Source organism: Streptomyces sp. NPDC056161 (genome assembly GCF_042268025.1).
In the GTDB taxonomy this organism is placed as follows: domain Bacteria; phylum Actinomycetota; class Actinomycetes; order Streptomycetales; family Streptomycetaceae; genus Streptomyces.
Genome location: NZ_JBHJUV010000009.1, coordinates 179,325 through 203,349, shown reverse-complemented (window position 1 = coordinate 203,349; position 24,025 = coordinate 179,325). Strand labels below are relative to the sequence as shown.

The 24,025-nt window shown below is 67.6% G+C and carries 21 protein-coding genes and 1 pseudogene; 6 read left to right on the top strand and 16 right to left on the bottom strand.

Annotated elements, in window-relative coordinates; translation table 11 throughout:
- The first annotated feature begins 195 nt into the window (after positions 1 to 195).
- From ACFC09_RS11320 to ACFC09_RS11300, 5 genes are all read left to right on the top strand, one after another.
- Positions 196 to 1,206 carry an ATP-binding cassette domain-containing protein gene (locus ACFC09_RS11320; RefSeq protein WP_376525928.1) on the top strand — a complete coding sequence of 337 codons (1,011 nt, stop codon included), beginning with the start codon at positions 196 to 198 and terminating at the stop codon, positions 1,204 to 1,206.
- Positions 1,203 to 1,991: an ABC transporter permease gene (locus ACFC09_RS11315; protein ID WP_376525926.1), complete on the top strand. Its 789-nt coding sequence runs from the start codon at positions 1,203 to 1,205 to the stop codon at positions 1,989 to 1,991. The genes ACFC09_RS11320 and ACFC09_RS11315 overlap by 4 nt, the downstream gene beginning before the upstream one ends.
- A gap of 278 nt (positions 1,992 to 2,269) precedes the next feature.
- Positions 2,270 to 3,214, top strand: a complete 945-nt coding sequence (locus tag ACFC09_RS11310) for an SDR family NAD(P)-dependent oxidoreductase (protein ID WP_376525924.1) — start codon at positions 2,270 to 2,272, stop codon at positions 3,212 to 3,214.
- Positions 3,211 to 3,816 (top strand): TetR/AcrR family transcriptional regulator, encoded by a 606-nt coding sequence (locus tag ACFC09_RS11305; RefSeq protein ID WP_376525923.1) that lies wholly within the window; start codon positions 3,211 to 3,213, stop codon positions 3,814 to 3,816. The genes ACFC09_RS11310 and ACFC09_RS11305 overlap by 4 nt, the downstream gene beginning before the upstream one ends.
- A 797-nt stretch (positions 3,817 to 4,613) precedes the next feature.
- Positions 4,614 to 4,976 (top strand): hypothetical protein, encoded by a 363-nt coding sequence (locus ACFC09_RS11300; RefSeq protein ID WP_376525922.1) that lies wholly within the window; start codon positions 4,614 to 4,616, stop codon positions 4,974 to 4,976.
- 3 nt (positions 4,977 to 4,979) lie between these two features.
- On the opposite strand, the gene ACFC09_RS11295 is transcribed toward ACFC09_RS11300, so the two are convergent.
- The 5 genes from ACFC09_RS11295 to ACFC09_RS11275 form a co-directional block, all read right to left on the bottom strand.
- Positions 4,980 to 5,894 carry a phosphotransferase enzyme family protein gene (locus tag ACFC09_RS11295; protein ID WP_376525920.1) on the bottom strand — a complete coding sequence of 305 codons (915 nt, stop codon included), beginning with the start codon at positions 5,892 to 5,894 and terminating at the stop codon, positions 4,980 to 4,982.
- 464 nt (positions 5,895 to 6,358) lie between these two features.
- A complete protein-coding gene (locus ACFC09_RS11290) occupies positions 6,359 to 7,102 on the bottom strand; it encodes an ABC transporter ATP-binding protein (protein ID WP_376525918.1) in 744 nt (247 codons plus the stop codon).
- Complete coding sequence (locus ACFC09_RS11285) at positions 7,099 to 7,680, bottom strand: hypothetical protein (RefSeq protein WP_376525916.1); 582 nt, start codon at positions 7,678 to 7,680, stop codon at positions 7,099 to 7,101. The genes ACFC09_RS11290 and ACFC09_RS11285 overlap by 4 nt, the downstream gene beginning before the upstream one ends.
- Complete coding sequence (locus ACFC09_RS11280) at positions 7,677 to 8,957, bottom strand: hypothetical protein (RefSeq protein ID WP_376525914.1); 1,281 nt, start codon at positions 8,955 to 8,957, stop codon at positions 7,677 to 7,679. The genes ACFC09_RS11285 and ACFC09_RS11280 overlap by 4 nt, the downstream gene beginning before the upstream one ends.
- 73 nt (positions 8,958 to 9,030) lie before the next feature.
- A complete protein-coding gene (locus ACFC09_RS11275) occupies positions 9,031 to 9,468 on the bottom strand; it encodes a hypothetical protein (protein ID WP_376525912.1) in 438 nt (145 codons plus the stop codon).
- A 286-nt stretch (positions 9,469 to 9,754) separates the two neighbouring features.
- Between ACFC09_RS11275 and ACFC09_RS11270 the strand changes: the two are divergent.
- Positions 9,755 to 10,127: pseudogene (locus ACFC09_RS11270) on the top strand (transposase); the annotation flags it as partial.
- Between the two features lie 398 nt (positions 10,128 to 10,525).
- On the opposite strand, the gene ACFC09_RS11265 reads toward ACFC09_RS11270, so the two are convergent.
- The 11 genes from ACFC09_RS11265 to ACFC09_RS11215 form a co-directional block, all read right to left on the bottom strand.
- A complete protein-coding gene (locus ACFC09_RS11265; protein ID WP_376525910.1) occupies positions 10,526 to 10,678 on the bottom strand; it encodes a hypothetical protein in 153 nt (50 codons plus the stop codon).
- Positions 10,679 to 10,725: 47 nt separating this feature from the next.
- Positions 10,726 to 12,684, bottom strand: coding sequence for a TIGR03960 family B12-binding radical SAM protein (locus ACFC09_RS11260; RefSeq protein WP_376525908.1), 1,959 nt, complete (start codon positions 12,682 to 12,684; stop codon positions 10,726 to 10,728).
- Between the two features lie 99 nt (positions 12,685 to 12,783).
- Positions 12,784 to 14,298, bottom strand: coding sequence for a CHAD domain-containing protein (locus ACFC09_RS11255; protein WP_376525906.1), 1,515 nt, complete (start codon positions 14,296 to 14,298; stop codon positions 12,784 to 12,786).
- Between the two features lie 109 nt (positions 14,299 to 14,407).
- A complete protein-coding gene (gene rodA, locus ACFC09_RS11250) occupies positions 14,408 to 15,607 on the bottom strand; it encodes a rod shape-determining protein RodA (protein WP_376525904.1) in 1,200 nt (399 codons plus the stop codon).
- Positions 15,604 to 17,877 (bottom strand): penicillin-binding protein 2, encoded by a 2,274-nt coding sequence (gene mrdA, locus ACFC09_RS11245; protein ID WP_376525902.1) that lies wholly within the window; start codon positions 17,875 to 17,877, stop codon positions 15,604 to 15,606. Before mrdA ends, rodA begins: the two co-directional genes overlap by 4 nt.
- A gap of 188 nt (positions 17,878 to 18,065) precedes the next feature.
- Positions 18,066 to 18,743, bottom strand: a complete 678-nt coding sequence (gene mreD, locus ACFC09_RS11240) for a rod shape-determining protein MreD (protein ID WP_376525901.1) — start codon at positions 18,741 to 18,743, stop codon at positions 18,066 to 18,068.
- Positions 18,744 to 18,757: 14 nt separating this feature from the next.
- Positions 18,758 to 19,807, bottom strand: a complete 1,050-nt coding sequence (gene mreC / locus ACFC09_RS11235; RefSeq protein ID WP_376525899.1) for a rod shape-determining protein MreC — start codon at positions 19,805 to 19,807, stop codon at positions 18,758 to 18,760.
- A 165-nt stretch (positions 19,808 to 19,972) separates the two neighbouring features.
- Positions 19,973 to 20,992 carry a rod shape-determining protein gene (locus ACFC09_RS11230; protein ID WP_004931372.1) on the bottom strand — a complete coding sequence of 340 codons (1,020 nt, stop codon included), beginning with the start codon at positions 20,990 to 20,992 and terminating at the stop codon, positions 19,973 to 19,975.
- A gap of 557 nt (positions 20,993 to 21,549) precedes the next feature.
- A complete protein-coding gene (gene ndk, locus ACFC09_RS11225) occupies positions 21,550 to 21,963 on the bottom strand; it encodes a nucleoside-diphosphate kinase (protein WP_376525895.1) in 414 nt (137 codons plus the stop codon).
- A gap of 73 nt (positions 21,964 to 22,036) precedes the next feature.
- Positions 22,037 to 22,420, bottom strand: coding sequence for a DUF4233 domain-containing protein (locus tag ACFC09_RS11220; protein WP_376525894.1), 384 nt, complete (start codon positions 22,418 to 22,420; stop codon positions 22,037 to 22,039).
- Positions 22,421 to 22,427: 7 nt separating this feature from the next.
- Complete coding sequence (locus ACFC09_RS11215) at positions 22,428 to 23,912, bottom strand: bifunctional folylpolyglutamate synthase/dihydrofolate synthase (RefSeq protein ID WP_376525892.1); 1,485 nt, start codon at positions 23,910 to 23,912, stop codon at positions 22,428 to 22,430.
- Positions 23,913 to 24,025 lie beyond the last annotated feature (113 nt).

The window sequence follows — 24,025 nt, the reverse complement described above, 5'->3', positions numbered from 1 at the left end:
GCGCAACACACACCCCGGGCCCGAGACCACAGGAAAGCCCGAAGACACCGTCGAGATCAGTGCCCCCTCCCGGCGCGGCACCGTCGACATCCCCCGCACTCGCGCCTGACCCATCCCAGCAGAGCCGTCCTCAACTCACCCGCTCCCCCATTCACTTCAGCCTTCGAACGGGAGGGTTCCATGCCTTCTTCTGTCATGCCCACATCCAGGCAGCGCGACGGTCACCCGTCACCTGCCGCCGTCTCCGCCGTCGCCCTGCGCAAGTCGTACGGCGACAAGACCGTCCTCGACGGCATCGACCTGCGCATCCCGGCCGGGTCCGTGTTCGCACTGCTCGGACCCAACGGCGCCGGCAAGACCACCACCATCAAGATCCTCTCCACACTCATCACCGCCGACGACGGCCAGGCCCAGGTCGCCGGCCACAACCTCACCACCGAACCCCAGGCCGCACGAGCCGCCATCGGCGTCACCGGACAGTTCTCCGCCGTCGACGGCCTCATCACCGGCGAAGAGAACATGCTCCTCATGGCCGACCTGCACCACCTCCCCAAAGCCGAGGGACGACGGATCACCACCGAACTCCTACAACGCTTCGACCTGACGGAAGCCGCGAAGAAACCCGCCTCCACCTACTCCGGCGGCATGAAACGCCGCCTCGACCTTGCCATGACCCTCGTCGGCAGCCCCCGCATCATCTTCCTCGACGAACCCACCACCGGCCTCGATCCCCGCTCCCGCCACACCATGTGGCAGATCATCCGCCAACTCGTCTCCGACGGCGCCACCGTCCTCCTCACCACCCAATACCTCGACGAAGCCGACGAACTCGCCGACCGCATCGCCGTACTGAACAACGGCCGAATCGCCGCCGAAGGCACCCCCGACCAACTCAAACGCCTCATCCCCGGCGGACACATACGACTCCGCTTCACCCACCCCACCACCCACCACAACGCCGCCACCGCACTCCCCGACGCCACCAGCAACAACGACGCACTGACCCTCCAGATCCCCAGCGACGGCAGCCAACGCCAACTGCGCACCATCCTCGACCAACTCGACACAGCCGGCATCGAAGCCGACGAACTCACCGTCCACACCCCCGACCTCGACGACGTCTTCTTCGCCCTCACCACCACCACCAACACCACCACCAACAACACCACCCCCATCCCCCACCAGCCCCAGGAGAACGCCCGATGAGCGCTTTCACCCTCGCCGTCCGCGACTCGCACACGATGCTGCGCCGCAATCTCCTGCACGCGTGGCGCTACCCGTCCGCCTCCCTGAACCTGCTGCTCACGCCGATCATGATGCTGCTGCTGTTCGTCTACATCTTCGGCGACGTGATGAGCGCGGGCATCGGCGGCGGCGCGGACCGCTCCGAGTACATCGCCTATATCGTCCCCGGCATCCTGATGATGACCATCGGCAGCACCGTGATCGGGGCCGCGGTGTACATCTCCATGGACATGAACGAGGGCCTCATCGCCCGCTTCCGTACGATGCCGGTCTACCGCGGCTCCGTGATCATCGGGCACGTCGTCGGCAGCGTGCTCCAGTCCCTGATCAGCGTGGTCCTCGTCGGTGCCGTCGGCGTGGCCATCGGATTCCGGTCCACGGACGCCACGGTCCTGGAGTGGCTGGCGGCGTTCGGACTGATCGCGCTGTTCGCCCTGGCCCTCACCTGGATCGCGGTCGGGATGGGGATGGCCAGCCCCAACCCCGAGGCGGCCAGCAACATGGCCATGCCGCTGATCCTGCTGCCGCTCATCTCAAGCGCCTTCATCCCGGCCGACACGATGCCGGGCTGGTTCCAGCCGATCGCCGAGTACCAGCCGTTCACCCCCGCCATCGAAACCCTCCGCGGACTGCTCCTCTCCACCCCCATCGGCAACAACGGCTGGCTCACCCTCGCCTGGTGCGTCGGCCTGACCGCCCTCGGCTACACCTGGTCGACGGCACAGTTCAACCGCGACGCGAAATGAGTGCGCGAGCCCACTCGAAGCAGGCGCCGACGCCGCGTCCTTGACCGACGACGGCAGCAACTTCTTCCCCGTCGGGCCGATGTGAATCCGGGTGTCCATCTGCGGCCGGCACGCGCGGCGTCCTTGAGCGCCGTCGTCCTGCGGTGCCGCACCGTGTGGTGCAGCCGCTCGTCGGCGCTCAGCAGCTCAAGCCCAGCCGGGAAGCGGAGGACGAAGCGAGAACCACCGCATGTTATGGTACTGAGTACCATTTAGAACTCAGTACCGAGGAGTCCGCCATGGACAGCCGGACCATCGTGTTGACCGGAGTGACCCGCGGATTCGGCCGCGAGTCCGTCGAACTGCTGATCCGGGAACGGCCGCAGGACCACTACGTCGTGCTGGCTCGCCGCGGCGGCGAACGCCTCGCTGCGGAACTCGCCAAGGCCACCGGCGCTTCCGGGGTCACAGGCGTGGACTGCGACCTCGCTTCGCTCGCCGAGATCAGGCGGGCGGTGGAGGAGGTTCTGCGTGGACTCGACGCCGGGTACCTGCCGCCGCTCGGTGGCTATCTCGGCAACGCCGGCCTGACGGTCACGACGACCGAGAAACGCACCACGGACGGGTACGAGATGACCTTCGGGGTCAATGTGCTGTCCCACTACCTGCTCCTCAGGGAGCTGCTGCCCCGGTTCACCGGTCCGGGCTGGATCGTGCTCACGTCGAGCGACTGCCACTTCGGGCAGTTCCGCTACACGCTCGGCGCCACGCCGCCGCCGCGCTGGGAGACACCGGAACGACTCGCCACGCCTCGTGCCGGTGGCGCACGGGAGGCCGGGCGGGCGTACGCGACCAGCAAACTCGGCGTCATCTACCTGACCCACGCGCTGGCCCGCCGTCTGCCCGACAGCGTCGGCGTCTACTCCTACAACCCGGCGCTCGTCGCGGGCACCGATTTCTTCCGCCACGCCCCGGGGCCCGTGCGGGGCGTGCTCAACGGATTCTTCCAGCTTCAGCGATTCCTCGGCCGGGGCATGACGCCGCGGCAGGCGGGCGCCCGGCTCACCGAGACGATCCTGACCGGGCTGACCGCCCGGACCGGGTCCTACCTCGATCGCGGCCGCAACGTCCCCTCGTCGCCGGAGTCGCACGACGAGGCCCGCGAGGAGGAGCTATGGCGCGAGGCCACCCGCCTCGTCGACGCTGACCGCCGGAAGGGACGGGCGGATATCCTGGCCGAATGAGCACGAACATTGGCCCGGTGGAGTCTTTGCGAGAACGCAAACGCCGCCAGACCCGGGAACGGATCATCGAGACGGCCTTCGCGCTCTTCATGGAGCGGGGGTTCGATGTCGTCACCGTGGACGAGATCGCCCAGCGGGCCGAGATCGGCCGCACCACCTTCTTCCGCTACTTCGGCGACAAGCAGGAAGTCGTCTTCTCCACCGAGGACGACTTCCTGCGCGCGCTCACCGCGGCCATGGACGATGCGCCCGCCGAGCCGCTCCAGGATCTCGCGCAGGCACTGGCCACGTCTCGGCGGCTGCTGCTCGTGCTCTGTACCGAGGCCGCCCGCAACCCCGCTCACTACGCGGTTTACCACCGTCTGGTCAAGCAGCACCCCGAGCTCGAAGACCGCCACACCCGCAAGACCCGGCACTACGCCGACCTCCTGGAGAAACACCTGATCGACCACGGCACCCCGCCGGCCACCGCCGTCCTCGCCGCCCAGTTGACCTTCGCCTGCTACCAGGTGGCGTGGCGTCTCGGCAGCCACGACGCGACGGCGGTGCTGCGCGAGGCGAATGACGCCTTCGACCTCCTGCTGGGCGCCACCGCCGCGTGACCGGCGGGCCGACCTTCACTCGGCCGGGGCATGCGCCACCTCGCAACGGGCTCCATCACCAGTCCAGCACTCGGGCAGATACCGTTCCCGATCAGTCACCCGACTTCTTGACCGACAACGGCAGCAACTTCTTCCCCGTGGGACCGATTTGAATGTGCGAGTCCAGCTGTAGCCAAACTCGGACGCCGGATCACGCCGAGTGATCTCGGGTTCTTCGACCACACCAAGACGACGCCACCCGAGCCGATCGGGTACCCGCGCGGTGTCCCGGACGTCCTGTCCATGCTTGACGGACTCGCCCAAGAGCGCGCCGACCACCCCGCTCCGGGGCAACTGATCGTCGCGGACGCCGACCTCAGCTCAGCCGTACTGTCATGGATGATCGCCCGCCCGGACGGCATCCAGGCAGACAGACCCGCTCACCAACGAGTCGGAACGCGCGACGTCCGAGCGATCAGAGACGCGGCCGGCACGTTCATGGCACTCGACTTCAAGTACGGCGGAGGCCACGGCCACAAGGCACTGCGCCACTACTTCCGCCACGAGGTACTGCCCCTCCTGAACGCGAGCTACAGCGAGAAGGTAGGCACCGCGTTATTCGGCGCCGCCGCGGAGGTCTGGAGCTGCCCCGGTCTGACAGACACCGATGGGCCCCGTGCCATGGCGTTGTTCTCAGCTCACGAAGCGCGAGCACTGGCGAACGCGGGAGACACACGCGGAGCCGGCCGGGCCATGAACGAGGCGGAACGCCATTTCGAGCGAGCGGATACCGTCGCCGACCCCGAGTGGCTGGTTACATGGACGCCGCAGAACTCGAAGGCGAGATCTGCCACTGCCTCCGCGACCTCAAACAGCGCCGGGAAGCCGTCGAATACGCCCAACGCGCCGTGGACAGCACCGACCCGAAGTACGCCCGCACCCTGGGCTTCTGCCGCATGGTGCTCGCTCAAAGCCACCTCCTGAACGGAGAACTAGAGGCAGCCGTCACGACCGCGAGCCTTGCAGTCGACGGTGGCGACTCCCTCCAGTCCACCCGCTTCCAGCGCTACGTGACCGACTTCCAGAACGAGGTCAGCGTGCATACGACGAACTCCACCGTGGCAGCCTTCAACGAGAAGGTACGGGACGCCCTTGCCCGCCTGGACGAGGACGACAAGTAGCAGCTACCAGGGCCGCCAGTCCCGGGGCGCATCGTCATCGCGCAGCCCCGCGATACGCCGGCGGTACTCGGCCGCGGTCTCCTCGTCCTCCCGCACGTTCTGCATGAGCCAGGTCGTCATGCCGAACTCCTGGATGCCACGCAGCGTCTCGTAACCGTGCCAGTCGTACAGGTCACGCCCGTACGCCGCTACGAAGTCGGCGTACTGCTCCTCCGTCTGCCGACCAAGACTATGGTGCTCCACCGACGTGACCATGAGATCCCACTCGGGATGGTCGTAGCAGAAGGCTTCGAAGTCGATCAGGATCACACGGCCCTGGTCATCCACCATGAGGTTCTGCACATGAGCGTCCCCGTGCACCGGCCCCTTGGGCGTCTCGAACCTCAGTTCCGCGTACTTGTCCTGTAGCTCCTGCCAACGCTTCCGCAAGAAGACCTTGTCATCATTCGGGATGACGGCACGGTCGACCCGCAGCTCTTGCTTGTCGAAGGGATCGAAAGACGGCAGCGAAAGCCCGTCCGGCACAGTCAGCGAGTGCAGATCCCGCAAGATCCCACCCAGCTCCCCGTACGTCGCTTTACGGTCCCCCTCAACGACCGGGTGCCAGAACGTCACCGGGTGACCATCGATCAAGAGAGGCTGCTCAAGATCCTCAACGATCCGAGCAGCCGAGAACTGTTCCTCCGCCAGCCACCGCGACACATCCACTTCGACGCGAGCCTTGGGCAACCACTCTTCCCCCCGCGCCACGCGCACGACCACCGGCACGGAGGCCAGCCGAAACAGCGCGTTCTCCCCGAGGCGGATCAGCTCTGCGCCTGTGTCATCGAGCCCCGCGGCCCGGCACGCGGCAGCCATCACCCGCGCAGCCCTCGCCGACGTGAACCCCTCTTCCGATCGAGCAGCGTCAACCGCCATGCCCGTACCAGCTCCCCTAGTCGCGCGCGATCAACCAGCGCACGCCCACGGGTGACCAACCCGACGCCCGCCAGACACGGCCTCGACCGTATCGGGGAGCTAGCAGGAATTCGAGAGCGAGCCCGTGCGGCAGTCGCCGCCGAGATCAGGCACGCTTGCGGTAGGGCGCCGCACGCCACCACCCGCAGGAAGGGTATTGAGACGACGAACCTCGATCGAACCGTGGAGTCCTCAGCTGACTCAGCACGCGCCGCACCACCGCCGCGTGCACCGGCACCGGTCGCTGTCCGGAGTCGGTCGCATTTTCAGAGCAGCCTTGTCGCATCGTCATCGCTGATCCTGTTATGCCGAAGTCAGCGCTCGTACCACCGTGCCAGCGCATCCCGGTGGGGCATCCTCGGAAGCGACAAATGGGCATTCACCACACCAACGCTTTAGGCCAGGCCCATCGGGGATGTGTGTACTTAGGCGTGAAGCGCCTCGCGTGATAGCAAGAACGTGTATGCCGCTTCAGCAGCCCTGCCAGCGACCGTCCCGGGCGGGGTGTAGGCGAAAAACTCCCCGGTCGTTCCGTGCTGCAGAATGCGGCCATTGTTGAGCACCGTGACGCTGTGGGCTTCCTCGGCGAGATCTGCGACGTCGTGCGTCGACAGAAGTATACGTACCCCTTCCGTGACCAGGCCGGAGAGAATGTCACGAAAGACGCGACGCTGATGAGGATCCATGCCAGCTGTAGGCTCGTCCAACAAAAGCACTTCAGAATTGTGCACGAGAGCTGCTGCCACTCCCACGCGCCTGAGTTGGCCACCTGACAGGTGGCTTGTCTTTTTGTCATTTTGGTCGGTAAGTCCCACACGACTCAGAGCTCTGCGCGCCTGACTCCACGCGTCTCGTCGATTCATGCCTTTTAGCCATCCGACGTAGGCGACGTACTCACGTGCGGTGAGGGTCGGCATGGAAATGATATCTTGCGGCATCCAAGCCACTGCTTGTCGGAATCCCTTGGTGCCTGCGTCCATCCCGCCCAGAGTGACAGTGCCGGAAGAAGGCCTTAGGACCGAAGCGGAGAGCTTGAGAAGAGTCGACTTCCCTGCTCCATTCGGACCGAGCAGCACGGTAAGGCCGTCGGGTACATGGTAGGTAAAGTCCTGCAAGATAGGGCTGCGCCGCCGGTAGCCATAGGTGCACGAGTCGAGTTTAAGGGTCACGAGATCTTCCTTGAGTTGTACAGATGCGCAAGAATTCCGATCGCGAAAATCAGAAATGCGGCGAAGGCTGCAAACAAGGTGCCAGCAGTCTCTGGAATGATCGTCCACGGGTAGGCGTCCCCCGTGGGCCTAAAACCAGCCATGACCACGCTGAGGGTCCACATAACGGGAACCAGGACGGCACGCTCCCCGAAGAACACCCGGCCGCACAGCATCAAGCCCGTCATGAAGACAAAATTTCGTCCCGTGATGTCGGCTTGCGAAGAACGAGTGATTTGGTGCACCAAAGCCCCGATCGCAACCGAGGAGACCGCAGTGATTAAAATTAGCCCAATGTCCATTCGAGCAACGACACGTACTGCGGAAATTTCAGCGGCCGCGATCCGCGACTCAAGACAGAAAGCCAAACCCGCCACGAGAGGAATCGGCGCGAAAAGAGACAGTGCTACCTGGTGGCTTCCGCCGAGAGATGGAAGAAAGACCGTCACATCCCCGACAAATGCGACGAGGCCAATGAAAGCCCCGAAAGAGGCGGGCAGCACAGTATGGGCGCGGCGCGTTTTCAACCAGAAGATCACCTGACACTCCCACCGCAGGCAGAGGTCAACGTGTTCTTGTACCAGGCCGTTTGCTTTGCAACCGGCTGCGTCAGGACGCTTTTCACTACACTCTGAATCTGCCTGTTAGCGCTTGTTTCTTGTGGCGACATGGCCTGCTCTGTCAGAAACTGGGAGTAGCGCTTCTGTTCTCCGACAACCGAGGCCACCCAGAGCATCGCAGCGTGAGCCGGGTCCGACTCGACGGTGCGGCAGGGGAAGCGCACGGCGGCCATGGCGGCCTGGTACCGAACGGTACCGCTCTCGGCTGCGGACGTCAGCGATATGTACCAGGTCGCATCTGTCGAACGACGGTATTCCCGGCCCTCACCGAGCCGATCCCGGATGACCTGAGGAGAAGCGGCCACACCCTCAGTCCGAAGGGTAGCCAGCGTCGCTAGCAACTCCTTCCGGACGGCGGGCAGCCTTGTTGAACTTGCTGTCGGCATGCAGATTCTCGGCGCCTGGCCAAGACAGGTGACAGGTGCCTGTCCCCCGACGAGGGCGGGGCTGTGGCCCCAGTCTGACGTGATGTGGTAGGCGGTCGAGGTTCCCAGGGCTGCTACGAAACAGGCAGCCAAGGCACGCGCGAGAAGGCTTCGTGTTGGCGTCCACAGAAGTGTTACACCGCCGGCGAGGCCGCCGGCAAAGAGGAGCGGTGCCACAATTGATGCGAAAGCGGGAACCTCGCCGAAGCTCAAATCAGCGTACTGACCTGATACGTGACGCAGCCAGTACGGGTCCACAGAGCGCGTAAACCCAACCAATACGAAGTCTACGATGGCTACGATCGGTACGGCGAACACGCGTGGTGTTCTTCGGCCGATGGCGAATCCAATTACGGCATGGGCGACACACAGACAGAGCGCCATGGCGGGCAGCCGAAGGCTGCCTAGCGTCGGAAATGTTGACGCACGGATCAGTGAGATCGCTGGCGGCACGAGAAGAATGACCCAAGAGGTCATGACAACCGGCAACAGGACGTTGGCCGCGATCCGAAACCGCGAACGGGCTGGGGCGAGTTGCCAAATACCGGCTGATGTCAGGCGCCCGCTTTCCCATGCGGCGAGAGCCGCCGTGATCGCGTAGGCAATCGCATAGAGCGTCACCAATGGGGCTGCCACAATGGAAGGCGCGTAACCGTGAAAGCTAGACGGTAACTGCTCTTCACCTGAAATATAATAAAAGGCCCCCAATAGGAAGACGAATGGGGATGCCCAGCGTAGACAGCCGGAACGCCAGCTAATAGAAAGTTTCATTGGAACTCTCGCTGAAATGCTGATCGGGCCCGCCAGGAGCGGCTTCACTCCGGGGGCCCGTATAAGCAGGGTATTAGTCGGCCTTGGTGGTGTCGACGCTGACGGACGATGCGTCGATGGTTGAGCCGGCGGTTGTAGATCCGCCGACCGACTGGATCCGGAAGTAGACAGACTTCATCCCTTCTCCCAGATCGGTCCATTCTCCGTTGCTCGTTCCGCCGTCGAAGCAAGCGGTGAAAGTCTTCGTGTCGTACTTATCATCGGGCAAGAGAGAGATGTCGTGCCAGATTGCAACGTCGGTTGCATTCTTGGCATCTGCATCCAGGTAGTGGAGTGTGCAGTTCGTGAACTTGATCTGCGAGTAGAGTTCGTCGTCCCAGCGGCGTGATTCGAATCCGGTGCCACCTCTGGTTATGGAACTCGTCCAGTTCGCCAATGCCTGGGGCGCCAGCGCCAGAAGCATGATTGAAGCCATGCCGGTTATAGATGCGGCTCGCATTTTTGCCTTCATTGAATCTCTCCCAAGTCTCTTGTGGCGAGACAGGGGAAGCGGCACACAAAAAGGTATGGCACGCCCCCCGGTTCTTTGTTCACGGACAGAGCTTGTGTGCCAACCCCCGTCCGCCGGCCTGACTTTACCTTGCAAACGGCTAGTGAAGCAATGATGAACGTTGCGTGACACCAAATTACGCAAATCGCATACTCGGAAACCTATCAAGGTCGACCTAGGAGATGTATGCCGTATGCGTGCAAAACCCTGGAATTGGCCGATTGAGATGCCTGAAATTTAGGGAATGGCTCGAATGGGTGTGATGTATCTGCTGCGGACCGGTGTCGCATGGCGTGATGTCCCCGCGGAGACGGTGGGCTGCTCCGGGGTGACGGCCTGGCGTCGGCTGCGGGATTGGACCGAGGCCGGCGTGTGGCCGCGCCTGCAGGCTGCCCTGCTGACCGGACTTCGCCGTGCCGGCCTGCTGGACCTGGACGACTGCTCCATGGACGGGTCGCACATCCGGGCCCTCAAAGGGGGATCACGTCGGCCCCTCACCAGCCGAACGCGCCCGCCCCGGCTCGAAGCACCGCCTAATCGTCGATCGCCACGGGACCCCGCTCGCCGTCACCCTCACCGGCGGCAACCGGCACAACGTCACCCAGCTCCTGCCGCTGCTGTGATGACTCCGGCTGATCCGGCGTGAACGGGCCAGGCCGACGACGTCCGCCAGTCGCACGAGTGAGGAGATCGCCGCCCTCATGGACTCATCAATCGCGTTCAGAGCGCGGACGTGACCGAGCACGAGGTCTCGCGCAGCTGCAACCTGTTCCATACGGCGTCATTCCCCTGGGCCCGTGACTGAAGGGACTGTTCCATGGGGCCGTCAGCGTCTCCGCAGGATTCTGAAACGATCAGTAAAAGGCCCTGCCGACAGGGCAGCAGCTCGACCCCGTAAAAGCCTGTCCTTCCTCCGACCTGCGGGAGCTGTTGAGGCTCCCATCGAGAATCGCCATCAGGGAGCGGCTACCCGACGGCGCGAGCGCTCGTAGACGGCCGCCCCGGGAACGCAAGTCCCTCAGATCCACTCCACCTCGGACTGGATACTCGGTGCGCCCCCAGGCGACGGCAGCGGCGTTCTCGGTACTTCCCGTACCTTCCGCTGCCGCTCCACGGTCACGCCGAGCGCGCCCAGCACCGCAGCCGCCTCTTCCTCTGTGGCATCCGCCACAGCCTCAGAGATGCGCCGCAACGCCTCACTCACCCCCGCCGCCCGTTTCAGCTGGTCGGAGGCTTCTTGACCGACAGCGGCAGCAACTTCTTCCCGCTGTCGCTCAGTTGTGGCCAGGTGTCGAACTGCGGACAAACCCCACAGTCAAAGCAAGGCGTCCACCGGCAGTCGTCGACCTCTGTTTCGTCGAGGGCGTCCTGCCAGTCCTCCCAGAGCCAGTCCTTGTCCAGGCCCGAGTCCAGGTGGTCCCAGGGGAGGACCTCCTCGTACGTGCGCTCACGGGTCGTGTACCAGGCGACGTCGACGCCGAAGGGGGCGAGGGCCTTGTCGGCGCAGGCCATCCAGCGGTCGTAGGAGAAGTGTTCGCGCCAGCCGTCGAAGCGGCCGCCGTCCTCGTAGACCGCGCGGATCACCGCGCCGATGCGGCGGTCGCCGCGGGAGAGCAGGCCCTCGACGATGCCGGGCTTGCCGTCGTGGTAGCGGAAGCCGATGGAACGGCCGTACTTCTTGTCGCCGCGGATCTTGTCCCGCAGTTTCTCCAGGCGGGCGTCGGTCTCCTCGGCGGAGAGCTGGGGCGCCCACTGGAAGGGGGTGTGCGGCTTGGGGACGAAACCGCCGATGGAGACCGTGCAGCGGATGTCGTTGGAGCCGGAGACCTCGCGGCCCTTCTGGATGACGCGGGTCGCCATGTCGGCGATCTGGAGGACGTCGTCGTCGGTCTCGGTCGGCAGGCCGCACATGAAGTACAGCTTGACCTGGCGCCAGCCGTTGCCGTACGCGGTGGCGACCGTGCGGATGAGGTCGTCCTCCGAGACCATCTTGTTGATGACCTTGCGGATGCGTTCCGAGCCGCCCTCCGGGGCGAAGGTCAGGCCCGAGCGGCGGCCGTTGCGGGTCAGTTCGTTGGCCAGGTCGATGTTGAAGGCGTCCACGCGGGTGGAGGGGAGGGACAGGCCGATCTTGTCCTCCTCGTAGCGGTCGGCGAGGCCCTTCGCGATGTCGCCGATCTCCGTGTGGTCGGCCGACGACAGCGACAGCAGGCCGACCTCCTCGAAGCCCGTCGCCTTCAGGCCCTTGTCGACCATGTCGCCGATGCCGGTGATGGAGCGCTCGCGGACCGGGCGGGTGATCATGCCGGCCTGGCAGAAGCGGCAGCCGCGGGTGCAGCCGCGGAAGATCTCGACCGACATGCGCTCGTGGACCGTCTCGGCGAGCGGCACCAGGGGCTGCTTGGGGTAGGGCCACTCGTCGAGGTCCATGACCGTGTGCTTGGCCACACGCCAGGGGACGCCCGACTTGTTGGGGACCACACGGGCGATACGGCCGTCGGCGAGGTACTCGACGTCGTAGAACGCCGGGATGTACACCCCGCCCGTCTTCGCGAGGCGGAAGAGGACCTCCTCGCGGCCACCGGGGCGGCCCTGAGCCTTCCACTCGCGGATGATCCGGGTCATGTCGAGCACGGCCTGCTCGCCGTCGCCGATGACGGCGGCGTCGATGAAGTCGGCGATCGGCTCCGGGTTGAAGGCCGCGTGGCCGCCGGCCAGGACGATCGGGTCGTCGACGGTGCGGTCCCGGGACCGGAGCGGGATGCCGGCCAGGTCCAGGGCCGTCAGCATGTTCGTGTAGCCCAGCTCGGTGGAGAAGGACAGGCCGAACACGTCGAAGGCGCGGACGGGCCGGTGGCTGTCCACGGTGAACTGCGGCACGCCGTGCTCGCGCATCAGCGCTTCCAGGTCCGGCCACACGCTGTAGGTGCGCTCGGCGAGGACGCCCTGCTGTTCGTTGAGGACCTCGTAGAGGATCATGACGCCCTGGTTGGGCAGGCCGACCTCGTACGCGTCCGGGTACATGAGCGCCCAGCGGACGTCGCAGGACTCCCACGGCTTGACCGTGGAATTGAGTTCTCCGCCGACGTACTGGATCGGCTTCTGCACATGCGGGAGCAGGGCTTCGAGCTGCGGGAACACAGACTCGGCGACGTGAGAGGCGGCTTCAGCAGGCATCTCGCGGGACCTTTGTGAGCTGACTGGGGGCACCCCCGGCCGGAGGCAGGGGGAGGGTGACCATCCAGCCTAACCCGCCCGGGGGCCTGCCTCGTACGCTCAGCCGAGCGCCGGGGTCCCGACCTCCTGCCAGGCCCCGGGCAGCTCGGCCTCGACCGCCGCGGCCCGCTGCTCCTCGCGCCCGTACAGCACGCCGTAGGTGAACGTGTTCTCCTCCGCGATGTGTGCCTCGGCGGACAGCTCGCGCAGGGCCTCGCGGGCCATGACGCTGTCCTGGTGGTCGCCGAGCAGGGTCTGCAGGGACTTCATGGCCTTGGTGAGGCCGGCGGCCGGGTCGCCGAGGGCCGGGGTGGCCGCCTCGGCCGCGTACCGGGTGCGCTTGGACTTCTTGCGGGCCTCGTGCAGCGCCACGTCGCGGTCGTGGCCGGGCGGCAGGCCGATCGCCTGCTCGACCAGCGCCGAGACCTTGGCGTAGTCCTTCCCCACGGCCTTGGCGATCACCTTCTTCGGTTTCCCGGCCGCGGCCGGCAGCAGCGGCGGGTCGGTGACGAGGGCGTCGAGGGTGTCGAGTAGGGTCAGATAGCGCTCGGAGTCGAGGACGCCGGTGAGCCGGCGGCGCGAGCCGCCGCGGCGGGCCTTCGCCCAGCTGCGCAGCCGGGTGCGGACGGGGCCGGAGACCAGGGTGCGGGGCAGTTCGCCGAGGGCGGCGGTGATGCGTTCGGTGAGGACCTCGCGGTCGCGGTCGACGCCCAGTTCGGCGGCGAGCCACTTCAGCTCGTCGCCTACGGGGTCGGTGACGGTGCGGTCGAGGACCTTGCCGTAGGAGCGGAAGGCGCTGCGCATGCGGCGGGTGGCGACGCGCATGCGGTGGACGGAGTCGTACTCGTCGCGCCGTACGGCCGGGTCCAGCTCGACGATCGCGTCGCGCTGGGCGCGGACGTAGGCGAGGACGTGGTCACCGGCGGTGACGGGTTCGGCGGGCGCGGGCGGCGGCTCGCGGTGACGGTCCGTGTCCGGCGGGGCGGTGGCGGCGAGGGCGCGGGCCAGTTTGGAGGGCATGGCGGAGGGGCGGACACCCGCTTTGCGCAGGCGCTTGTCGACCTTGTCGAGGAAGCGGGGGTCCACTCCTTCGGCGAGTTCCGCCTCGATCTCGGTCCACTGGGCGGTGCCGCCGTCGGCGGTGAGCCGTTCGGCCGTCACGGTGTCCACGCTGACCTCGGCGAGCAGTTGGCCGTCGGCGTCGACGAGGTGGCGCAGGTCGCGGGCGGAGCGCAGCCGGACCACGGGGACCAGGTCGGCGTCGCGGATCCGGGAGCGGGTCAGCGCGACGAGGGCGCGCGGCACGTGGTCGGAGAGCGGGGCGTGGATCTCGTCGCGGACGTCGGGGCCGACCGGGAGTTTGAGGTGCCAGCCGGCGTCGGTGCCGCCGGTGCGGCGGCGCAGGGTGACGGCGTGGGCGGCCAGGCGCTCGTCGGCGGTGTCGTAGTAGGTGGCGTCCAGCTGTACGACGCCCACGTCCAGGACGTCCGCCACCCCGGCGACGCCGGTCAGGTCGGGCAGGCCGCTCTCGTCGGATTCGTACTTGCGCTCGATCTCGCGCTTCGTATCCGCCATGCATCGAATCTAGTAGCAGCCGGGACATGATGGCAGGGCCGACGTGAGGTGAATGGCGGGAAAACCCCCGCCATCACTCGTGTGAACGTCCTGGAGTGGACGGCCGTGGTCAGGCGGACATCGGGCGCTGCACCCGGATCGACTGCAACAGCCCCACCGCCACCCACACCGCGAACATCGACGTACCGCCATACGACACGAACGGCAGGGGCAGGCCGGTGACCGGCATGATGCCGAGGGTCATCCCGACGTTCTCGAACGCCTGGAAGGCGAACCAGGCGACGATCCCGGCGGCGACGATCGTGCCGTACAGCTCGGTCGTCTCGCGGGCGATCCGGCAGGCACGCCACAGCACCACGCCGAGCAGCAGGATTATCAGGCCCGCGCCGACGAAGCCCAGTTCCTCACCGGCGACCGTGAAGACGAAGTCCGTCTGCTGCTCCGGCACGAACTGGCCGGTGGTCTGCGAGCCGTGGAACAGCCCGGAGCCGGTGAGTCCGCCCGAGCCGATGGCGATGCGGGCCTGGTTGGTGTTGTAGCCGACGCCGGCCGGGTCGAGGCTCGGGTTGGCGAAGGCGGCGAACCGGTTGATCTGGTAATCGTCCAGGATGTGCAGCTGCCACACGGCGACCGCGCCGAGGGCGCCCGTGCCGAGCAGGCCGAACACCCAGCGGTTGGAGGCGCCGGAGGCGAGCAGCACGCCCAGCACGATGATCACCATCACCATGACCGAACCGAGGTCGGGCATGAGCAGCACGATCAGGATCGGTACGGCGGCCAGCCCCAGGGACTGCAGGACCGTCCGGTGGTCCGGGTACGTCCTGTCGCCCGCGTCGACCCGGGTGGCGAGCAGCATCGCCATGCCCAGGATGATCGTGATCTTCACGAACTCGGACGGCTGGAGCGAGAAGCCGCCGCCGAGCACGATCCACGAGTGGGCGCCGTTGACGGTGGAGCCGAGCGGGGTGAGCACCAGCAGGACGCCGAGGAGCGAGAGGCCGTAGAGGATCGGCACGGCGTTGCGCAGGGTGCGGTGGCCGATCCAGACCGTGGCCATCATCAGGGCGAGCCCGATGCCGGTGTTCATGAGGTGGCGGATGAGGAAGTAGTACTGGTCGCCCTGGTTGATCTCGGTGCGGTTGCGGGTCGCCGAGTAGACCAGCACCGAGCCCAGCAGGGACAGGGCGAGGGCGGCGAGCAGTATCGGCCAGTCGAGGCGGCGGGCCAGCGAGTCACGGGCGAAGACGCGGGTCCAGCCGGCCCGTTCGGGACCGTACCCGGAGACGGAGAATCCCCTCGCGCCGGTCATGTGAGCATCCTCCGGCTTCCCCGGCCGCGCGGCTTACGGCTGCTTCGGCGGCGTGGCCTTCTGCGGGTGTTGCTGTTGCCCGTGCCGGGCGAGGTGGTCGCCGGGGGCAGGGTGCCGTCGGCGCCCGACCCCGACGGCGACGGGGTGACCTGGAGGTCCTTGGCCGGGTCGGAGGAGATCTTCGGGGCCTTGATGGTGCCGTCCGTGCGGACCTGCGGCAGTCCCTTCTCCGGGGTGGGCAGCAGCGCCTTCTTGTTGTTGATCGAGCCGTCCGGCTGGACGCCGTAGAGCGCGTTGTAGATGCCGCGCACGGCCTCACCGGAGGCGCCGGAACCCGTACCGGCCTGGGAGATGGTCATGATGACCGTGTAGTCCTTGGAGTACGTGGCGAGCCAGGACGTGGTCTGCTTGCCGTAGACCTCGGCGGTACCGGTCTTGGCGTGCAGCGGGATCTTGTTCTGCGGCCAGCCGCCGAACTTCCAGGCGGCGGTACCGCGGGTGACCACGCCCGCGAGGGCGTCGTCCATGCCCTTGAGGGTCGCCTGGTCGACCGGGAGCCTGCCCTTCGCCTTGGGCTTGATCTCCTGGACGGTCTTGCCGTCGGGGCTGATGACGGCCTTGCCGATGGTCGGCTGGTACATGGTGCCGCCGTTGGCGAGGGCACCGTAGATCGCGGCCTCCTGGATCGGGGTGACGAGGGTGTCGCCCTGGCCGATGGAGTAGTTGATCTCGTCACCCTCGCGCATCCTGTTGCCTTCGAGGCAGTTCTCGTACGCGATCTTCTCGACGTAGCTGCCGTCCTTCTTGCCGGACTTGCACCAGGCGTCCTTGTTGGCGTCCCAGTAGTTCTGCTTCCACTGGCGGTCGGGGACGCGGCCGGTGACCTCGTTGGGGAGGTCGACGCCGGTCTCCTTGCCGAGGCCGAACTGGTGGGCGGCCTTGAAGAAGTAGTCCTTCGGCTGGCCCTTCTTGGGGTTGATGCCGCCGTCCTTCTTCCACTCGTTGTCGGCGAGGCCGTAGAAGACGGTGTCGCAGGAGACCTCAAGGGCCCGGCCGAGCGAGATGGGACCGAAGTTCTCGCCCTCGAAGTTCTTGAAGACCTGGTTGCCGACGGTGTACGAGCTGGTGCAGGGGTAGCCGCCGTCCCACTTGTAGCCTGCCTCGACCGCGGCGGCCGTGGAGACCACCTTGAACGTCGAACCCGGCGCGGACTGACCCTGTATGGCCCGGTTCAGCAGCGGGTAGTCGGAGTTCTTCCCGGTGAGCGCCTCGTAGTCCTTGGCGGAGATCCCGCCGACCCACACGTTCGGGTCGTACGTCGGGGCGGACGCCATGGCGACGATCCGGCCGGTGTTGGCCTCCATCACGACGACGGCGCCGGAGTCCGCCTTGTAGTTCTCGCCGGTGATCTTGTCGAACTGCTTGCGGGCGGTCTTCATCGCCTTGTCCAGCTCGTACTCGGCGACCCGCTGCACCCGGGAGTCGATGCTGGTCACCAGGTTCGAACCGGGCTCGGCCGGGTCGGACTTGCCCTGGCCGATGACCCGGCCGAGGTTGTCGACCTCGTAGCGGGTGACGCCGGCCTTGCCGCGCAGTTCCTTGTCGTACTCGCGTTCCAGACCGCTGCGGCCCACCATGTCGGAGCGCAGATACGGCGAGTCGGTGTCCTGCGCCTGCTGGATCTCGTCGTCCGTGACCGGGGAGAGGTAGCCGAGCACCTGGGCGGTGTTGGCCTTGCCGGGGCCCGGGTAGCGGCGCACGGCCTCCGGCTCGGCGGTGATGCCGGGGAAGTCCTCGGACCGCTCACGGATCTGGAGGGCCTGTTTGGCGGTGGCCTCGTCGGTGATCGGGATCGGCTGGTACGGCGAGCCGTTCCAGCACGGCTGCGGGGTCTCGGCGTCGCAGAGCCGGACCTTGGCCATGGCGTCCTCGGGCTTCATGCCGAGCACGCCGGCCAGCTTGGTGAGGACCGCCTTGCCGTCGTCCTTCTGCTTGAGCAGGTCGGTGCGGGAGGCGGAGACGACCAGCCGGGTCTCGTTGTCGGCGATCGGCACTCCGCGCGCGTCCAGGATCGCGCCACGTACGGCGGGTTCGACGACCTGCTGGACGTGGTTGCCGGAGGCTTCCCTGGCGTAGGCGGCACCCTCGCGGATCTGCAGGTACCACAGCCGGCCGCCGAGCGTGCCGAGCAGGGAGAGGACGAGGATCTGGATGACGACGAGCCGGATCTGGACCCTCGGGGTACGTCCGGTCTCCGGAATATTAGTCATGGGCGAAGCCCATTCGGCTGAGGGTGGTGGCGGGCGACGGGCGGGCATTGGTCATGGGCGAAGCCCATTCTTCTCAGGTCGGTGGTGCGGGGCGGGCGGGTGTGGGGCACTGCGGTTGCCGCTCCCTGCGCGTGTGTCTGTGTCATATCCGACGAAGCTGTGTGTGGCCGTCCTGAACTCCCGCGTGGTCACAGCCGCTTGACCCCCTTGATGCGGGTGACGCGGGTGGTGCGGGTGCGGGCCTTGGCCTTCAGGCGGGTGACGCCACCACGCCGGCCGCCGATGCGCAGCCCCGTCCCGGAGGAGAGCCAGCCGGAGGAGATGTCCGTGCCCTTGACCGCGGAACTGGGCTCGGCGAGCGGATCGTTCTCCGCGCGGCGGGCCAGGGCCATGATTCCGGGCACGACGAACGGCGCCAGCAGCAGGTCGTAGAGGGCGGCGGTGAACAGCAGGCCGCCGAGGCCGACATGGCGGGCCGCGGTGTCGCCGACGAGGGCGCCGACGCCCGCGTACAGCAGGGTCGAGCCGACCGCGGCGACGATCACCACGAGCATGGGGCCGGTGACCGACTTGAGCCGGCCGTTGCCGGGCCTGGCGAGTCCGACGAGGTAGCCGACGACGCACAGCACCAGGGCGTAGCGGCCGGCGGCGTGGTCGGCGGGCGGGGCGAGGTCGGCGAGCAGCCCGGCGCCGAAGCCGATGAGGGCGCCGCCCACGTGGCCGTACACCAGGGCCAGGGCGACGACGGTGAGCAGCAGCAGGTCGGGGACGGCGCCCGGCAGGTGGAGCCGGGCGAGGACGCTCACCTGGAGCACCAGGGCGACGACGATCAGGGCGGTGGAGAGCAGGATCCGGTTGACGCGCATGGGGGATTCAGCTCCTACTGCTGCTGATCGGTCGTGTCGGTCTGTGCCTGGTCGGTCGTGTCCGGCCGTGGCGGTGGGCTCGCGTCGGACTGGCCGGTGGTGTCGGACTGGCCGGTGGTGTCGGACTGCTGCCGGCCGAAGCCGTCGCCGGCGTTCGCGGACGGGGTGACCGTCACGGTGACCGTCGGGGTCGGGGTCGGCTTGGGCTTGGCCGGGAGCACCTCGTCGCGCGGGTCCTTCTTCGGGGCCTGGACGACGACACCGATGATGTCGAGCTTGGAGAAGCTGACGTACGGCGTGACGTACAGGGTGCGGGTCAGGCCGCCGCCGGAGGGGTCGACGCGGGAGACGACGCCGACGGGCACGCCCGGCACGAACGGCCGGTCGGCCTCCGAACCGAAGGTGACGAGCCGGTCCCCCTTCTTCACCTCCGCCTTGCCGTTGAGGAGTTCGACGCGCAGCGGCCGGTCGCCCTGCCCGGAGGCGAAGCCGAGTTCGTCGCTGCCCTCCATCCGCGTGCCGACGGTGAAGTCGGGGTCGCTGGCGAGCAGCACGGTGGAGGTGTCGGGTCCGACGGTGGTGACGCGCCCGACGAGTCCGTCGCCGTTGAGCACGGTCATGTCGCGCTTGATGCCGTCATTGGCACCGATGTCGATGGTGATGGTCCAGGAGAAGCCCTGGGCCGCTCCTATCCCGATGACCTCGGCGCCCTTGATGCCGTACTGCCCCTCGCCCGCGATCTTCAGCATCTTGTCGAGTTGGGCGAGCCGGCTGCGGTTGCGGTCGTCGCTGCCGAGCTTCGCCTTGAGAGCCGCGTTCTCCTTCTCCAGCCGGGCGAGCCGGTCGTGCCGCTCACCGGAGTCCCGGACGGCGGAGACGGCGTTGCCGACGGGATCGACCGCGGAGGACACCCCGTCCTCGATCGGTCCGAAGACCGCGGCGGCGGCCTGCCGGGCGCCGTCGACCGGGGAGTCCTGGCCGCCGCGGATGTCCACCGTGATCAGCGCGAACGCGACGGCGATCAGCAGCACCAGGAGCAGCCGGCTCTCTTTCGTGTCCCTCACGTGCGGCGGCCGTGCCCTTCTTCGTAGGAATTCGGGGGTGGCCCCCTCGGAGCGCGAACCCTGAGCGCAGTCCCTGGGGGCCCGATTGCGGGAGGTCGTGCCTCTATGTCAACGACCCGCCGTACGAGAGGGGATCGTCTCGTACGGCGGGGTCGAAGAGTTGTGTCATCTGCGCGGCTGTGCGTCCAGCACCTGCTGGAGCGCCTCGAACTCCTCCACGCACTTGCCGGAGCCCAGCGCCACGCTGTCCAGGGGGTCCTCGGCGATGTGGATCGGCATGCCGGTCTCCCGGCGCAGCCGCTCGTCGAGACCGCGCAGCAGGGCGCCGCCGCCGGTCAGGACGATTCCGCGGTCCATGATGTCGCCGGACAGCTCCGGCGGGCACTTGTCGAGGGTCGTCTTGACGGCGTCGACGATCGCGTTGACGGGTTCCTCGATCGCCTTGCGTACTTCGGCGGCGGAGATGACGACCGTCTTGGGCAGTCCGGAGACGAGGTCCCGGCCGCGGATCTCGGTGTGTTCGTCAGCGTCGAGGTCGTACGCCGAACCGATCGTGATCTTGATCTGTTCGGCCGTCCGCTCACCGAGGAGGAGCGAGTACTCCTTCTTGATGTGCTGGATGATCGCGTTGTCCAGCTCGTCGCCCGCGACGCGGATGGACTGGGCGGTGACGATGCCGCCGAGCGAGATGACCGCGACCTCCGTGGTGCCGCCGCCGATGTCCACCACCATGTTGCCCGTGGCCTCGTGGACCGGCAGGCCGGAGCCGATGGCGGCGGCCATGGGCTCCTCGATGATGTGCACCTGGCGGGCGCCGGCCTGGGACGACGCCTCGATGACGGCGCGGCGTTCGACGCCGGTGATGCCCGAGGGCACGCAGACGACGACCCGCGGCCGGGCGAGATACCGCCGCTTGTGGATCTTCAGGATGAAGTAGCGGAGCATCCGCTCGGTGATCTCGAAGTCGGCGATGACGCCGTCCTTCAGCGGGCGCACGGCGACGATGTTGCCCGGCGTCCGCCCGATCATCTTCTTCGCTTCGGCACCGACCGCGAGGATGCCACCGGTGTTGGTGTTGATCGCGACCACGGACGGCTCGTTGAGTACGATCCCGCGACCCCTGACGTACACCAGCGTGTTGGCGGTCCCGAGGTCGACAGCCATGTCACGGCCGATGAACGACATTGAGTTCCCCATCAGGATTCGACTGGCCTTCCTGGGAGCTTTTGAGGGCATTTCAGGTCGGCGAAGTGGGTTGCTGTGACGTGAAGGCTTCCATGGTAGACGCGCCTGCACGAACACTGCGCGAGGGTCTTCGCCATTGTCAGCATGTGCGTAGCCGCCTCGCGTGTGGAGACGGCCCAACGGGGGCACTCGTTCCCCCGATCGACACGCCTATGCCGGGTGGCAGGCCGAAAATGTACGTCCACCACAGCTCAGCCCGGCAGTCGTGCTGACGGTTCCTCAGAAAAAGCCACGAAACATCCTCGCCGGACACCCGCGCCCGGAACCGGCCGGGGAACGGCCGGTGGTGCCGTCCGCGGTACGCCACCCGGTGGTACACCGTCCGGCGGCACGCCGCGCCGGACGGTGGACCGGATGGCGGTACGCCGCGCCGGACGGTGGACCGGATGGCGGTACGCCGCGCCGGACGGTGGACCGGATGGCGGTACGCCGCCCCGGCGCCGGCCGGGCCCGGGGGCGGGTGGCCGGGGCGGGCGGACCCGCGGGAGCCGGAACGGTCAGGCGCGGTCCGAGAAGAAGATCTTGATCTCGCGCTCGGCGGACTCCTCCGAGTCGGACGCGTGGATCAGGTTCTCGCGGACGATGACGCCGTAGTCGCCGCGGATGGAGCCGGGCGCCGCCGCGATCGGGTCGGTGGGGCCGGCCAGCGCGCGCAGCCCCTCGATCACCCGCTCGCCCTCGACGATCAGCGCCACGACCGGGCCGGAGGCCATGAACTCGACCAGCGGCTCGTAGAAGGGCTTGCCCTTGTGCTCGCCGTAGTGCTGCTCCAGCGTCTCGTGGTCCAGGGTGCGCAGTTCCAGCGCGGTGATCCGCCAGCCCGCCTTGCGCTCGATACGGCTGATGATCTCGCCGGTCAGGCCACGGCGGACGGCGTCGGGCTTGAGAAGGACGAGAGTGCGCTGGGTCACAGGAGGGCTCCTTGGTACGGACGGGTGCGGTGGGATGGGTGGGATGAGGTTACAGGGCGTGTCTGGGCGCCGCTCACACAGCGTCAGCTCCGGAGGCGCCCGCGGCTCCCGCGGCCCCGGCCTGCGCGGCCTGCGCGGCGAACCTCGCCTTCGCCTCGTCGATCTTCCGCCCGAAGTGCACGGACGCCCACCACAGCGCCCCGAACATCACGCCCAGGACGAACATCGTCGGGACGACGAAACCGGAGGCGACCAGCGCGATCTGCAACGCCCAGCCGAACACCACGCCGCCCGGCCGGGTCACCACGCCGCACAGCAGCAGGCACAGGACCATGGCGATCCCGCTGACCGTCCACACCGTCGACGTGGACAGGTCCGGGTCCTTCATCGCGACGAGTCCGGCGAAGCCGATGACGAAGAACTCGCCGATCAGGGTGGAGGAGCAGAGCGTACGCATCGGGTTCTCAGCCCTTTCCGAGCAGCAGTCGGGCCTCGCCGACGGTGATGACCGAGCCCGTGACCAGTACGCCGCCGCCCGCGAACTCGCCCTCCTCCTCGGCCAGGGTGATCGCGGCCTCCAGCGCGTCCGGCAGCCGTGGCTCCACCTGGACCCGCTCGTCCCCGAACACCTCCACGGCGAGCGCGGCCAACTCGTCCGCGTCCATCGCGCGGTGGCTGGAGTTCTGGGTGACGACGACCTCGGCGAAGATCGGCTCGAAGGCTTCCAGCAGCCCGCGGACGTCCTTGTCGCCGCTGACGCCGACCACGCCGATCAGCCGGCTGAAGTCGAACGCCTCCGTCACCGCCTCGGCCGTGGCCCGCGCGCCCGCCGGGTTGTGCGCCGCGTCCAGGACGACGGTCGGGGAGCGCCGTACGATCTCCAGCCGGCCCGGCGAGGAGACGGCCGCGAACGCCTTGCGGACCGTGTCGAGGTCCAGTGTCCGGGCGTGCTCCGCGCCGACCCCGAAGAACGCCTCCACCGCCGCCAGCGCGACGGCCGCGTTGTGCGCCTGGTGGGCGCCGTGCAGCGGGAGGTAGATCTCCGGATACTCGCCGCCCAGGCCGCGCAGGGTCATCAGTTGACCGCCGACCGCGACCTGCCGGGCCACCAGGCCGAACTCCAGGCCCTCCCGGGCCACCGTGGCGTCGGCCTCCACGGCCTTCTTCAGCAGTACCTGCGCGGCGTCCACCGGCTGCTGCGCCATGATCACGGTCGCGCCGCGCTTGATGATCCCGGCCTTCTCGGTGGCGATCTCCGCGTGCGTGCCGCCGAGCCGGTCGGTGTGGTCCAGGTCGATGGGCGTGACCACGGCGACGTCCCCGTCGATCACGTTCGTCGCGTCCCAGCTGCCGCCCATGCCGACCTCGACGACGGCCACGTCGACCGGCGCGTCCGCGAAGGCGGCGTACGCCATGCCGGTCAGCACCTCGAAGAAGGAGAGCCGGTACTCCTGCTGGGCGTCGACCATCTCGATGTACGGCTTGATGTCGCGGTACGTCTCGACGAAGCGCTCGGCGGAGATCGGGGCGCCGTCGAGGCTGATCCGCTCGGTGATCGACTGGACGTGCGGCGAGGTGTAGCGGCCGGTGCGCAGCTCGAAGGCGCCGAACAGCGCCTCGATCATGCGGGCCGTGGACGTCTTGCCGTTCGTCCCGGTGATGTGGATCGACGGGTAGGCCCGCTGGGGCTCCCCGAGGACGTCCACGAGCGCGGCGATCCGGGTGACGGACGGCTCCAGCTTGGTCTCGCCCCAGCGGCCGGCCAGCTCCGCCTCGACCTCGCGCAGGGCCTTGTCGGCCTCGGGGTCCGCGGGCCGGGCGGGCACGTCGGCCTGTGCCCGGCCGCCCTGGGTACGCAGGGTGCGGCTGCCGGCCTCGATCGCCGCGAGGTCGGGGTCGCGGTCGGTCTCGGCGGCGACGATGTCGTCGAACGGATCGCTTTCACTCACAGCGCCCAGTCTAGAGCGGTGCCCGTCGAGCCCGGAGACGGGAGTGGCCGGTCCCGGCGGACGGTCCCTGCGGGCGGGTGGGCCGGTCCCGGCGGGCGGGTGCGGGACCCCTC

Coding starts and splice junctions, on each gene's coding strand:
- mrdA (WP_376525902.1), bottom strand. CDS start 17,877: ATGACTAATATTCCGGAGACCGGACGTACCCCGAGGGTCCAGATCCGG.
- ACFC09_RS11255 (WP_376525906.1), bottom strand. CDS start 14,298: ATGGCGGATACGAAGCGCGAGATCGAGCGCAAGTACGAATCCGACGAG.
- ACFC09_RS11320 (WP_376525928.1), top strand. CDS start 196: ATGCCCACATCCAGGCAGCGCGACGGTCACCCGTCACCTGCCGCCGTC.
- ACFC09_RS11260 (WP_376525908.1), bottom strand. CDS start 12,684: ATGCCTGCTGAAGCCGCCTCTCACGTCGCCGAGTCTGTGTTCCCGCAG.
- ACFC09_RS11295 (WP_376525920.1), bottom strand. CDS start 5,894: ATGGCGGTTGACGCTGCTCGATCGGAAGAGGGGTTCACGTCGGCGAGG.
- ACFC09_RS11275 (WP_376525912.1), bottom strand. CDS start 9,468: ATGAAGGCAAAAATGCGAGCCGCATCTATAACCGGCATGGCTTCAATC.
- ACFC09_RS11305 (WP_376525923.1), top strand. CDS start 3,211: ATGAGCACGAACATTGGCCCGGTGGAGTCTTTGCGAGAACGCAAACGC.
- ACFC09_RS11220 (WP_376525894.1), bottom strand. CDS start 22,420: ATGCGTACGCTCTGCTCCTCCACCCTGATCGGCGAGTTCTTCGTCATC.
- rodA (WP_376525904.1), bottom strand. CDS start 15,607: ATGACCGGCGCGAGGGGATTCTCCGTCTCCGGGTACGGTCCCGAACGG.
- mreD (WP_376525901.1), bottom strand. CDS start 18,743: ATGCGCGTCAACCGGATCCTGCTCTCCACCGCCCTGATCGTCGTCGCC.
- ACFC09_RS11315 (WP_376525926.1), top strand. CDS start 1,203: ATGAGCGCTTTCACCCTCGCCGTCCGCGACTCGCACACGATGCTGCGC.
- ACFC09_RS11230 (WP_004931372.1), bottom strand. CDS start 20,992: ATGTCGTTCATCGGCCGTGACATGGCTGTCGACCTCGGGACCGCCAAC.
- ACFC09_RS11280 (WP_376525914.1), bottom strand. CDS start 8,957: ATGAAACTTTCTATTAGCTGGCGTTCCGGCTGTCTACGCTGGGCATCC.
- ACFC09_RS11310 (WP_376525924.1), top strand. CDS start 2,270: ATGGACAGCCGGACCATCGTGTTGACCGGAGTGACCCGCGGATTCGGC.
- ACFC09_RS11300 (WP_376525922.1), top strand. CDS start 4,614: ATGGACGCCGCAGAACTCGAAGGCGAGATCTGCCACTGCCTCCGCGAC.